This is a genomic window from Xanthomarina gelatinilytica, from assembly GCF_000348685.1.
In the GTDB taxonomy this organism is placed as follows: Bacteria; Bacteroidota; Bacteroidia; order Flavobacteriales; family Flavobacteriaceae; genus Xanthomarina; species Xanthomarina gelatinilytica.
The window spans coordinates 582,094-595,256 of record NZ_ANLA01000004.1 but is presented as its reverse complement, the minus strand read 5'-3'; the positions used below and the strand labels follow the sequence as shown (position 1 = coordinate 595,256).

General features: G+C 35.4%; 8 protein-coding genes. 4 read left to right on the top strand and 4 right to left on the bottom strand.

Going from position 1 to position 13,163, the window contains the following annotated elements:
- The first annotated feature begins 39 nt into the window (after positions 1–39).
- On the top strand, positions 40–1,809 hold the full coding sequence (gene dxs, locus D778_RS03315) for a 1-deoxy-D-xylulose-5-phosphate synthase (RefSeq protein ID WP_007647663.1): 1,770 nt from the start codon (positions 40–42) through the stop codon (positions 1,807–1,809).
- A 69-nt stretch (positions 1,810–1,878) separates the two neighbouring features.
- On the opposite strand, the gene D778_RS14115 is transcribed toward dxs, so the two are convergent.
- From D778_RS14115 to dgt, 3 genes are all read right to left on the bottom strand, one after another.
- The gene (locus D778_RS14115; RefSeq protein ID WP_007647660.1) at positions 1,879–5,088 is read right to left on the bottom strand and encodes a T9SS type A sorting domain-containing protein; all 3,210 of its coding nucleotides are present in this window, start codon (positions 5,086–5,088) and stop codon (positions 1,879–1,881) included.
- 152 nt (positions 5,089–5,240) lie between these two features.
- Complete coding sequence (locus D778_RS14840; protein ID WP_007647658.1) at positions 5,241–5,372, bottom strand: hypothetical protein; 132 nt, start codon at positions 5,370–5,372, stop codon at positions 5,241–5,243.
- A 97-nt stretch (positions 5,373–5,469) separates the two neighbouring features.
- Positions 5,470–6,813 carry a dGTP triphosphohydrolase gene (dgt, locus tag D778_RS03305; RefSeq protein WP_007647657.1) on the bottom strand — a complete coding sequence of 448 codons (1,344 nt, stop codon included), beginning with the start codon at positions 6,811–6,813 and terminating at the stop codon, positions 5,470–5,472.
- Positions 6,814–7,046: 233 nt separating this feature from the next.
- On the opposite strand from dgt, the gene D778_RS03300 reads away from it, so the two are divergent.
- A complete protein-coding gene (locus D778_RS03300) occupies positions 7,047–9,860 on the top strand; it encodes a TonB-dependent receptor (protein ID WP_040491311.1) in 2,814 nt (937 codons plus the stop codon).
- Positions 9,861–9,910: 50 nt separating this feature from the next.
- On the top strand, positions 9,911–11,095 hold the full coding sequence (locus D778_RS03295; RefSeq protein ID WP_007647654.1) for a hypothetical protein: 1,185 nt from the start codon (positions 9,911–9,913) through the stop codon (positions 11,093–11,095).
- A 71-nt stretch (positions 11,096–11,166) separates the two neighbouring features.
- On the opposite strand, the gene D778_RS03290 is transcribed toward D778_RS03295, so the two are convergent.
- A complete protein-coding gene (locus tag D778_RS03290; protein ID WP_007647653.1) occupies positions 11,167–11,523 on the bottom strand; it encodes a toxin-antitoxin system YwqK family antitoxin in 357 nt (118 codons plus the stop codon).
- 384 nt (positions 11,524–11,907) lie between these two features.
- Here D778_RS03290 and D778_RS03285 point away from each other — a divergent pair, with 384 nt between their 5' ends.
- Entirely contained in the window at positions 11,908–13,110 is a 1,203-nt protein-coding gene (locus tag D778_RS03285; protein ID WP_007647652.1) for a porin, read from the top strand.
- Positions 13,111–13,163: the final 53 nt, after the last annotated feature.

Here is a 13,163-nt window from a genome sequence, read left to right as displayed (position 1 = left end):
AACTTCTATTTTAATAATTTTACCAAATCAAATAAAGCAATGATTACAGATATATTAAAATCCATTCATAGTCCTGAGGAGCTAAGGAAGTTACCCATTAAGCAACTTCCGGAACTTGCTAAAGAGCTTAGACAGTTTATTATTCAAATTGTTGCTGCCAAAGAAGGACATTTAGGAGCCAGTTTAGGAGTTGTGGAATTAACCATTGCTTTGCACTATGTTTTTAATACACCCAAAGATTTGCTTGTTTGGGACGTTGGTCATCAGGCTTACGGACATAAAATATTAACTGGAAGAAGGGATGTTTTTCACACAAACAGACAAATTAAAGGTCTTAGTGGCTTTCCAAAAAGAGAAGAAAGTGAGTTTGACACTTTTGGTGTAGGCCATTCTTCAACCTCTATTTCGGCTGCTTTGGGAATGGCAATTGCCAACCTATTAAAAGGTGAAAACAGACATCACATTGCTGTTATTGGTGATGCCTCCATTGCAAGTGGAATGGCTTTTGAAGGCTTAAACCATGCTGGTGTTACCAAAGCCAATTTATTGGTTATCCTAAACGACAATACCATTGGGATAGACCCTTCTGTAGGTGCTTTAAAACAATATCTTACCAATGTTAAAAAAGGAACCCAAAAACAAGACAATATTTTTGAAGCTTTAAATTTCGATTACTCAGGTCCTATTGATGGTCATGATATTTTTAAGATCATTTCAGAACTAGAGCGTTTAAAAACAGTAAAAGGACCTAAATTTTTACATGTAATTACCAAAAAAGGGAAAGGTCTTAAACAAGCAGAGGACAACCAAGTCACCTATCATGCACCAGGAAAATTTGATGCCATTACAGGTGAGTTAAGTAAAAAACTAGATTTTAAACAACCTCCCAAATATCAAGATGTATTTGGTTTAACCTTAGTGGAATTAGCCAAAAAAAACCAAAAAATAATTGGAATAACTCCTGCCATGCCAACTGGAAGTTCTTTAAAATATATGATGGAACAAATTCCTGATCGGGCTTTCGATGTAGGCATTGCAGAACAACATGCTGTAACACTTGCTGCAGGTATGGCCACACAAGGATCCGTTCCGTTTTGCAACATTTATTCCACATTTTTACAAAGAGCCTATGATCAAGTAATCCATGATGTGGCATTGCAGAACTTACCTGTTGTTTTTTGTTTGGATCGTGCTGGATTGGTTGGACAAGATGGAGCAACGCATCATGGAGTTTTTGATTTGGCTTATTTACGTTGTATACCAAACCTCATTATTTTTGCACCAAGAAACGAAATAGAGCTCAGAAACATTATGTACACGGCTCAATTGGGAAAATTATCCCAACCCATTGCCATTAGGTATCCTAGAGGAAGAGGTGTTACCATGGATTGGCAATTAGATTTTAAAGAGATTGAAATTGGGACAGCAATACCCTTGAAAAAAGGCAGTAAAATTGCCATTTTGAGCATTGGCACCATCTCAAAAAATTGTACCGAAGCCATAGGTTTGTTAGAAAATTCAGACACTGTCTCCCACTACGACATGCGTTTTGTGAAACCTCTAGACGAAAAACTTCTACACGATATTTGCGCCATTTATGATACCATCATCACTGTTGAGGACGGTTGTGTAAATGGTGGTTTTGGTAACGCCATATTGGAATTTGCTTCAAAACATCAATATAAAAACACTTTTGAATTGTTAGGTATTCCCGATACCTTTATTGAACATGGGACAATAGAGGAGCTACAGATAGAATGTCACATCGATCCTATCTCTATTTCCAAATGTATCAATAAATACGTCTAAGCTTTCATTGTTAGAAAACAAAAAAGGTGGTTTTAAAAAACCACCTTTTTCATATTATCTAAATAATGTTTATTTTATAATAAACTTTTTAGTCTCACTAAAACTTCCTTTTGAAAATTTAGCCAAGTACAATCCTGAACTTAAATCTAACGATAATTGTTTTCTACTATTTGAGTTCATATCCAAGGCCGTATTGTAGACCAACTGACCACTAAGGTTATAAATGGATAAATCCATTTTCCCTAAGTTGGATTTAGCAGTTATGGTAATCTCTCCATTAGAGACTGTTGGAAATAAAGTTAAATCTGAGGCTAAAGTATTTTCTTCAACACTTAAGAAATCGGCAGTAAACATACCGGAGAAGACACCTCTACCATAAGTAGCAGCAAACACCATGTTATCGTCTCTTAGGTCTAAATCCAAAACTTTAACATTGCTCATTCCATTATAGGCTTGATTCCAAGTTGGACTTGCATCTGAGAAGTTTTCAGTGAACCAAACACCTAATTCGGTTCCAATGATCACTTGCTCAAGATTTAATGGGTTTTGTAAAATAGTTTTTACTGGCAAATCTGGTAAGTTACCATCTTTAGGCTCCCAAGTGACTCCTCCATTGCTGGTGTACCAAACATTGTTTACACCATAATTGTGCATGGTTACAAAAATATCATCTTCAGTCTGACCAAATTCAACATCTGAAACACTACCTACCAACAAGTTACCATCAATAGTTGTCCAAGTTGGGTTTGCTGTATTAGCATTTTCAATTAAAATAATGTTTCCTAAACGGTCGCCTACAAGTAATTTTGAAGAATTGGTTGTATAGGGAGATACCGTTAAAGCAGTTACTATAGTTACTAATTCAGGATGAGTTAAAGTTGTAGCAGATAAAGTTCCTGATGATTTAATTCCAGAATATCTTCTAATACCTGGGGTTGCTCCAGAGTTATAATTAGAATACAAAATATCCAGGTTGGAATCCAATGCTTGTGGATTAATGAAAGATCCATTGCTAGCGTTTTCATTATTTATAACAACTTCAGAACCTAATGATCCATTCGCGTTTAAAAAACGTAAAACAACTCCAGCATTATACACATAGTTTCTAATAAAATAACGGTCGGTTCCATCTTGATCAAAGAAGGTATAAGCACCATCACCTCCATAAGGCTCAATAGCATCATCTACACCATTTGGATTTGCATTTTGCAATAATTGGGTACCATTGTCTTGTAAACCTCCAGCAAAATAATCTCCGGAAAGTGCAGTGGTTGGTGCTACTCCTACAGTATAGAACTGGGATGTATTGAATCCTGTATTTCTAGGTTGGGTTGTTGCCCCTCCATTGCTGGAATAATACACGCCTCCATCGTTACCAATAACAACTTTGCTTGGATCGTTATTTCCAAAAGCTAAAATATGTTGATCGGCATGCACTTCTTGGTATCCGAATCCTCCGTACCAATGAGAAAATTGATTCCAAGTTGTGGCTCCATTGGTAGATTTAAACAAATCAATTCCACCAGCATAAACAATCTCGTCGTTACTTGGGTCCACTTCCAACATCAAATCGTAAAATGCTTGTCCTCTAGTGAAGTCTCCAGCAGAAATATTAGGATCTGCATCATTTGGTAACGCTTTTGTTTGTACTAAAAAAGCAGGCACGAATGCAGTTGTTGTTTTTTTGATAATAACACCAGATGCCGTTTCTGCCAACACATAAACTTTATCAGGTATTGTTGCTGATACTGCTATTTGAGTTCTATCTGCGCCATTTACTACGTATGCTTGTGTAAAATTAACGCCGTCAGTAGAAGAGAAAATAACTCCTCCTCCATCGCCATACAAGTGACTATTGGTTGTTGACAACCAAATTTTCCCGTTTGGTCCAATTTCTATGTCGTTAGGATTATGTTTGTGTCCATTTGCTGTTAACGGAAGGTTGATTTCAGTCCAATTGGCTCCTCCATCCACAGATTTGTATAAACCGTAAGACAGACCTCCCATGGTTGTAGCAGCATTGGAAGACCCATAGATGGCATCTCCTGCAGCTACGTATATTTCTGACACTCCATTATTGTTTCTAACTTTTACATCATTGATATGTTGCACTCCAGGTACAACCAGAGCTGTAAAATCCCCTGAAGTAGGATTTAAAGATCCATTAACGGTTCCTGAGGCCATTGCAGCTTCTATCAAATCGCCATCAGCCATACTAATCATTACCGAGGGAATAGTAATAGCAGCATTTGTACCACCCATTGGAACAGGTTCACCTGGAACATTGTTCATAACTATGGCACCAATAGCTCCTGCATTTTGTGCATTTAAAACTTTGTCAACAAACGCACAATCACCTCTTCTAATAACAGCAATTTTTCCAGCTGCACTTGGTCCAAAAGAGTTACATGCTAATGTTGGAACCCCAGAAGGGTCATTTGCCAAAACAAAATCTGCTGTTATGGTTGATGTGATTTCAGACCCAAAATTAGTGGTTGGGTAAGATTGATAATTTCCTGCAATGCCACTTGGTGAGTTTACTGTAATATTGGAAGCTGAAACAAAGAAGCTAGTCCCTGTAATCCCTCCAAAAACATTGGTCCATGTATTTCCTGCATCTGTAGATTTCCATAAGCCATTTCCATTAACATCTCCACCAACATAAGACTCTCCTGTTCCTACATAAAAAGTGCTAGGGTTGTTTGGATCGTAAGTAATGCTTGAAACAGCTAAATTTTCTGGTATATCCACTCTGGTCCATACACTACTTGCACTGGATATATTGGTATTTTTCCATAAACCACCACTTACACCTCCAGCAAAAACGGTATTGTTTGATGCATCTGTGGGATCAAACATCAATCCTCTGGTTCTACCCCCAACATTGTTTGGACCTCTTTCCAGCCAACCATTGTCCAAAGCATCTCCTGGAACCCTTCCGTTTATTAGGTCATCTCTTCTTTGGTTGAGCAATTCCTGCTGTAATTCAAGAACTTTATTTGGTGTTGGTCTTCCCAATTCAGGATTCATGGTTAAAATCCATTGTTCTTCAAAATACTTGTTTGGAGGCAAACCGTTTGCTTTTCTTTCTTTTTTAGACAATAACAAATCCTCTTTAAAAGGATGATTCTCTAAATATTCTTTGTGCTTTTCTTTCAATTCTGCCACTGAAGTCAAAGCTTCTTCATTTTTTGTAGCACCATCTTCATTTTCAATAAACATAAAAACGGCTAATGCAACCAGCAAAACGCTAAAAATTAATAGGGAATTTTTTTTCATGTGTGTTTTTTTTAATTGTGGCTAAAATAACTGAATTATTATATATTTCAAAAAACACAAGCATTATTTAACAGTTAAAAAGCTATTTTTCATGCTATTATAACAAATTGAATAGATTTTAACTTTAAAGTAGGTTAAATAAGGAGTGAAGTCTACTCCATATCTGCATAATATTGTTGGGTATCAACTTCTGAAGTTGCTGGGCTACTCAGCTCTTTCATAACTAGAAAACAAGCAAAAGCAACGAAAATGATGACTAAAGCTCCCAATAGATTTTTTTTCATTTTTAGTTAGAATTAGTTTTCGGTTTGGTAAACATACATAAATTATCGATTAAAAGCAATATTTATGCGTTAAAATGCATTGTGCTGCTGAATTTTTTTACAATGATATCCCTTGTATCTTTTTAAATTTTAAGATAGCTTGACTATCGGACAGTAACGAAACATAATGACAAACACCTAACAATTTTTGATACGTTGAATTGCTTTCGGAAAAATTCAATTCTGGTATACTCTTTAAAAGCAGCGCATCATAATTTGAAGCTTGGTTTAAGGATTTGTTTATAACTGCTGCTGAATAAACATCTAAAAGCGTACTGATGACTTTGTATCCTACGATCTCTTTATCAATCACTTCTTGGGACTTATAAACGTTTTTTATGCTTATGTTAATTATATCGTTTATTTGGGCTTCATATTTGCTTTTATCCAATAAACCTGTGGAAAAATTATTGTTAAGGATGTCTTCTTCATGGTCTAAAAATATTTCCACTGCTTCCTGAATCAAGGTGTTGATGGCCAAAGCCCTTAAATAGCTTACTCTATCTTGCGTGGTAGACAGTTTATGGTATTTTTTGGAATTGATAGAGTGTTTTACCAGATTAATTAAATATTCCAACGCAAATTCTTCTTGAATAAGCCCTAAGTTAATGCCATCTTCAAAATCTATAATTGTGTAACAAATATCATCTGCAGCTTCAACCAAATAAGTTAAGGGATGCCTTGCAAAACTACAATCTGTTTTAGAACCTGTTTTTAAAAGGCCCAATTCGGTTGCCACATCTAGAAACAGGTTTTTTTCACTTTGAAAAAAACCATATTTTTTGTCTGCTATATGGCTTGTTGGTTTTTTTGGTAACGATTCTTTAGGATATTTTGTAAAAGCTCCAAGTGTGGCATAACTTAAACGCAAGCCTCCTTCTTTACCAGATCGGCTTTCTGTAACTATTTTAAACCCATTGGCATTTCCTTCAAAATCGCATAAATCTTGATATTCTTTGGCTGTTAATTGGCTTTTGTATTGCAGACCTTGTCCTGTTTTAAAAAATTCTCCAATGGCTTTTTCCCCAGAATGTCCAAAAGGTGGGTTTCCTATATCATGTGCCAGAGCTGCTGCTGCAACAATGGCACCAAAATCGTTTGCCTGATATCCGTGAATGGTTTGTAGATGTGGATATTTCTCAATAAGTTTTGCTCCTACTTTTCTACCAAGTGTTCTACCTACGACACTAACTTCCAAACTATGGGTTAGTCTGGTATGTACAAAATCTGTTTGGGATAAGGGAATGACTTGGGTTTTGTCCTGTAAGCTTCTAAATTCAGAAGAAAAAATAATTCTATCGTAATCCACTTCAAAACCCAACCTGGTTTCGTCTTGTTCTTTTCTTAAGCGTTTATTAATATCTCCATATCGTTTTAAGGAGAGTAATTGTTCCCAGTTCATAATTCCTATTTAACTGCTGCAAGATACATTTTTCAACATTTTAAAATTCTCTTTTTAAAAGCAGATATAAACAATTTTATTACGTTTTATGTTAAGAAATTATTTCCTGAAAAAAGTATTTCAACATTTTCATAACATTTAACTAACAGTTATATGATTTAGGTTTAACCTGTAAATAACCTTGACTTTACATGAATAAGGTTTCTTTGCCACATCAAATTTTACTAAAACTAATGAGACACATATTTATATTATTATTTGTATTTACAGCTGCAATTGCACAAGCCCAAAACCCAGGAACTTTGGTTGGTAAACTTACAGATAAAGATTTCAATAATGACCCTTTACCTTTTGCAAATGTTTTAATAAAAGGAACTATTAAAGGAACTACATCAGATTTTGACGGTTTATACAGCATTGAAAATATTGAACCCGGAACCTATACCATTGTATTTAGCTTTGTTGGTTATGAAACCCAGGAGATTGAAGCCACTATTGAGGCTGGAAAGATTACGGAAATCAATGTGCCTTTGTCTGCTAGCGCTGCCTCATTGGATGAAGTAGTCATTACCACTACAACCAAAAGAGAAAGTGAAGTGGCGCTTTTACTTGAACAGAAAAAAGCTGTTGAAATTAAACAAAGTATTGGTGCTGAAGAGTTATCCAGAAAAGGGGTCGGTGATGCTGCAGGTGCTGTTTCAAAAATCTCTGGTGTATCAAAACAAGAGGGCTCAAGCAACGTATATGTTCGTGGTTTGGGAGACCGCTACTTAAATACAACCATGAATGAACTTTCGTTACCGTCAAACGATGTTAACAAAAAAAATATTGATTTAAACTTGTTCTCTTCAGACATTATTGAGAATGTATCTATAAGCAAGGCTTATTCAACTGGTTTTTATGGCGACTTTTCTGCCGGTAATGTTAACATAACTTCAAAGAACTATTCTGGAGATTTTTATGTTGATGCTTTTGTGGGATCTGGATTTAACACCAATGCCGTTGACAAAGATTTTGTAAGGAGTGAAGGCACTGGATATTTCGGTTATTATGGAAGATATGAGCATAATCCTTTTCCTGTTATCTTATCTCATGGTTTTGACCCTGAAACGGCTGGCAATCCAATTAATGTTGGTTATGGAGCATCAATTGGTAAGAGTTATGACTTTAAAAATGATTCTCGCTTAAGTGTCTTTTTAACTGGATCTTACGAAAATGAGTTTCAATATAGAAAAGGTACAAATACGGATTATACTTTAGTTGAGAAAAAGGCGTATATAGACAGTGCTGAAGAATATGAATTCGGTACCACATCAACCGTTATGGGTAATTTAAAGTATAGAATTGATGAAAATAATACCTTAAAATTCAATTCATTATTCATAAACAGTTCATCAGATGTTGTTGGCTACTTTGGTATGGATGGTAACGGTAGAAACCGAGATGCCATATTAAATACAGACAAAGGATTTTACCAAATGAACGTTCAGTTTGATCAAACCAGAATATTTGTAAACCAACTTTTGGGCAACCATAAGTCTGATAAGTTTGAAGTAGATTGGGGCTTTGGTGTCAACACTGTTTTCTCCGACCAACCAGACAGAAAAAGGATAAGTATTGAAAACTATCATTTTGCATTGGATAATGACTCAAATACCAATCCAACCTTTTATAGTAACGTAGATTTTGACAACCAACGCTACTTCCAAAATATTGAAGATGAAGAATATAATGGTAGAGCAAATATTGCCTATTCAGCTACTGAAAACCTAAAATTCAATTTAGGTTACAATGGTAGAAGCAAAGAGCGTAATTTTGAAAATATTCGCTATGGTTATGACATAGTAGACTCTGACTATGCCATAGCAGATGTAAATAACCTAAACAGCGTATTTAACCTTAATAATCTTAACATAAACCAAGGCAGTAACGGTATTTATGAAATTAAGGTAATCAATACCATTCCAGGACAATCCAACACCAACAGACCTGGCTTGCCAGAAAACACTTATTCTGGGAATCTAGACATTTATGCTGGTTATTTGAATGCCGAAATCAAAGTTGGTGAAAAGTGGTTGTTTGTGCCAGGAGTAAGATTAGAATCTGTAAGTCAAAAAATTGGATTTGATGTCATTAACTTAGGTACTCAAGGCGAAGGCGAAATCGGTTCACACGAAAACTTTTTGTTGCCTAGCTTAAATGTAAAATATGCTTTAAATGAAGACCAAAACTTACGTTTTTCAGCCAGTCAAACCGTTTCTATTCCTGAATTTAAGGAAGTAGCCCCTTTTGTTTATGAAAACATTTCAACTAAAATTGGTGGTAACCCAGACTTATTGGATAAAGGTTTTTCTAAAATTTTCAATTTAGACCTTAAATACGAATGGTTCTACAGCAAAAGCGAAATTTTCTCCTTGGGTGTGTTTGCCAAAGAAATCAATGACCCAGTAAACTTAGTCGTTGGTGCAGATGCCACAGGAACACAGCGCTTTTTTAGAACTGGTGACAAGGCAACGGTTTATGGTGTTGAGTTAGAAGTTAGAAAAGACATTCTTAAAAATGCTGACGATAATACGGTTCTATCAGCAGGTTTGAATGCCACATACATGCACACAGAACAAGATCTTTATTCACAAATAGATGGTGATTTTTACGATGTGAGCTTTGAAAAAACCAAAGATGAGCTTCAAGGTGCATCACCACTGCTTATCAATGCTGATCTAAGCTTCTCACCTAAGTTTGAAAAATATGAACCAACTGCCAATTTAGTGTTTTCCTATTTCTCTGATAGAATAGATGCTTTAGGCTCCGGACAGCTAGGTAACATAGTTGAAAAAAGCGTCCCTACTCTAGACTTTATTTGGAAAAACAACATTAAAAAGAATTTTGAGGTGAACTTAAGTATCAAAAACCTATTGAATCCAACCATAAAATATGTTAGAGAAACTACTTTGGGCGATATCGTGGTTAACTCAGCAAACGGTAATGGTATATCCAATTATAAACGTGGAATGGACATTGGGCTTCAACTAAAGTATAATTTTTAACAACCATAAATAGTATAAACTTTTAAAGACAATAATTAAACTCAAAAACAATGAAAAATAATTTAATTTTAGGTTTAGCAATCATTTCAATGCTATTCTCTTGTACTACTGATGACACTGCTGATATTGTAATAAATGACAATAGCGTTATAAACAATAATGGTGGCGGCAACACTCCAACAGATGGTTGCGAAGCCATACCTGCGGCCGTATTTAACTCAAATTTGGTTTTAGAAGCTAACAAATGTTACACCATTAGCGGCCCTGTAATCATGGCCTCTGGAACAAACCTTATCATTAATGAAGGTGTAACTATTGAAGCCGAAGCTTCTGGAGCCGATGTTTACATTGCTATCTCTCAAGGTGCCAAAATCATTGCTAACGGAACAGCATCTAACCCTATTGTTATGACGTCTGGTGCTGCTAACCCAGCTGCTGGAGATTGGGGTGGATTGATTATTTTAGGAAGAGCCCCTATCAATTCTGTAACAGGTTCTGCTACTTCTACTTCAGAAATTGCTAGTTTACCATTTGGTGGTACAAATGCTGCTGATGATTCTGGGACCATTCGTTATGTACGTGTTGAATACTCTGGTGGTGCTGCTGATGGCCAATCTGAAAACAACGGCTTTTCCTTTTACGGTGTAGGAAACAGTACAATTGTTGAGTACATTCAAGCTTTTGAAGGAAAAGATGATGGTGTTGAGTTCTTTGGTGGTACAGTTAATGCAAGCTATGTATCTGTAGTTAACGCTCAAGATGACTCTATTGACTGGACTGAAGGCTATACAGGAACTATTACAAATGCTTATGTTAAGCATGGTGCTGATCACGATAAAGGTATAGAGGCTGACGGATACAATACCGATTTTAGTAATGCCGCTGGTTATTTCTCTAAACCTACAGTAAACAATTTAACCATAATTGGCAACGGCTCTACAACTGGTAATGAAGCTATCAGATTAAGAGCTGGAACACAAGGTATCTTTAACAATATCTACATTGAAGGTTTTGAAGAAGCCTTTGATTTAGATGGTGATGCTGGTGACAACCCAACAGGTGCTGGTGTATTGAGCGGTGACCTTTATGTTGTAGACGCTACTTTTGTTGATGTTATTGAAAAAATGCAAAACGATACAGGTGAAACCTTTACTGAAGCAGATTTTATCTCTGGCGATGGTAATGGAACAGGAACCGATTACGCAACTTGGGGAGCAAGTTGGACTGTTGAATAACAATTTGAATTAGTCACAAAACAAAAAAGCATCCTAAACAGGATGCTTTTTTGTTTTTTAATATACATTGTTTAATCACGTAGTGCTATGGTAGATTTATTGGTCCACTCACTAACACTCGAAATAGCATTGTTACTATAATCTACTTCTTTTAAAATTTTACCTGACCAGTAAAACCATTTGCCGACTTTCTTCCCATTATCATAATTCGCCGAAACTAATTTATTGCCTTCTGCATCAAAACTTAACCATTTACCTTGAAGTTTACCGTCTAAAGTATAAGTACCTGTTTGACTTATAGCTCCATTGTCATGATAGTAAGTAACCTCAATTAAATTAGTATCCTTGTTAAGCTTTAGTTCGCGCTCTTGTTGCGCAAAAGAAACAGCTGTAATTAAAAAGGCAATAAAGAAAATACATTTCTTCATAATTATTTGGGTTTTTATATTATATCTCAAATATAAACAATAATTAACAATTTAGCAACATCTAAATAACATTAAATTAACATTAAAGCTATAAGAATTTGTTATTCAGTATTTTATAATTTTTAAAATATTAAGACTCATTTAATAATTAATTAATATTTACATTACATTCAAACCATAATTAATTAGCAAATTTGCTATGTCTTGAGACATAATTAGTAATTTCATATAATCTATTAGTTTTTGTCGACTAAATTATCATGAATTCTATGGCTGCTTCTGGCCAAAGCAGCCTTTTGTTCTATTTTTAAATTTAATATTTAGGAAACATTAATTTAACATTAAAGTCAGTTCTTTGCAGCGACAAAAACTAGAATCCTAAATATGAAATTTAAAGTAACGGTAATTTTATTATTACTATCTACTTCCTTTATGGTAAATGCTCAAGAAATCCCTTCTACTAAGTTTGGTAAAGGCATCTTTAACATAGTGGGGAAAGACAGTTCTTGGACCATGAAAGTTGGTGCCAGAATGCAATTTTTAACACTTGCCAGTTGGGAAAACGATCATGGAGAGTTAACAAATGGTGAAGCTGCTTTTTTAGTAAGACGCGCCAGGTTAAAATTTGATGGCTATGCTTTAACTCCAAAACTAGAATACAAAATAGAGCTAGGCTTATCCAATAGAGATATGTCAGGCTCTTCCATATACACCAGCAACACCCCAAGATTTATCTTGGATGCCGTTATGAAATGGAATTTTTACAAAAATTTTGAACTTTGGTTTGGTCAAGCAAAACTTCCTGGAAATAGGGAACGCATTGTTTCTTCAGGAAACCTTCAGTTTGTGGATAGATCTATTTTAAATGCTGGTTTTAATATAGATAGGGATTTAGGGATTCAATTCAGACATCATTTCAATTTAACAGATACCTTTATTGTTCGGGAAGCCCTTGCCATATCCCAAGGCGAAGGCAGAAACGTCACCACGGGAAATATAGGTGGATTTCAATACACTGGCCGTTTGGAGTTTTTACCTTTGGGCTTATTCCCAAACAAAGGGGACTACATAGGTGGTTCTTTAAGCAGACCTGAAACCCCTAAACTGGCCATTGGTATCACTTACGATTTTAACAATAACGCTGTTAAAACCAGAAGCAATCAAGGCTCCTACATGCTAACTGAAAACGGATTTTACGAAACGAATATCACTACCTTGTTTGTTGATGCCATGTTTAAGCACAAAGGCTTTTCTTTTATGGGAGAATATGCCAATAGAGATGCTGAAGACCCAATAGCAAAGGAAACAGATGGTACGCCAACAGGGCAAGTAGTACAAGTTGGAAATGCTGTCAATTTGCAAGCTGGTTACTTATTTAAATCAAACTGGGAAGTGGCTGGTCGATTTTCCAATGTAGATTTAAGCAAAAGTATTACTGGTGAGAGTTTGGTAAATGAATACACGCTGGGTTTATCAAAATATATAGTAGGACACAAATTAAAAGTACAAACAGATTTTACTTATGTGGATACTGAAAACATAAACAGCCGTTTAGCTTACAGGCTTCAATTTGACATACACTTTTAAATAATAACATTTAGATAACATTTCTAATACAAACACTATAGATATTTGCACTA

Bases quoted from the DNA above. Each gene is read 5' to 3' on its own strand.
- D778_RS03300 (WP_040491311.1), top strand. From the start codon at position 7,047: ATGAGACACATATTTATATTATTATTTGTATTTACAGCTGCAATTGCA.
- D778_RS03285 (WP_007647652.1), top strand. From the start codon at position 11,908: ATGAAATTTAAAGTAACGGTAATTTTATTATTACTATCTACTTCCTTT.
- dgt (WP_007647657.1), bottom strand. From the start codon at position 6,813: ATGAACTGGGAACAATTACTCTCCTTAAAACGATATGGAGATATTAAT.
- dxs (WP_007647663.1), top strand. From the start codon at position 40: ATGATTACAGATATATTAAAATCCATTCATAGTCCTGAGGAGCTAAGG.
- D778_RS03295 (WP_007647654.1), top strand. From the start codon at position 9,911: ATGAAAAATAATTTAATTTTAGGTTTAGCAATCATTTCAATGCTATTC.
- D778_RS03290 (WP_007647653.1), bottom strand. From the start codon at position 11,523: ATGAAGAAATGTATTTTCTTTATTGCCTTTTTAATTACAGCTGTTTCT.
- D778_RS14840 (WP_007647658.1), bottom strand. From the start codon at position 5,372: ATGAAAAAAAATCTATTGGGAGCTTTAGTCATCATTTTCGTTGCTTTT.
- D778_RS14115 (WP_007647660.1), bottom strand. From the start codon at position 5,088: ATGAAAAAAAATTCCCTATTAATTTTTAGCGTTTTGCTGGTTGCATTA.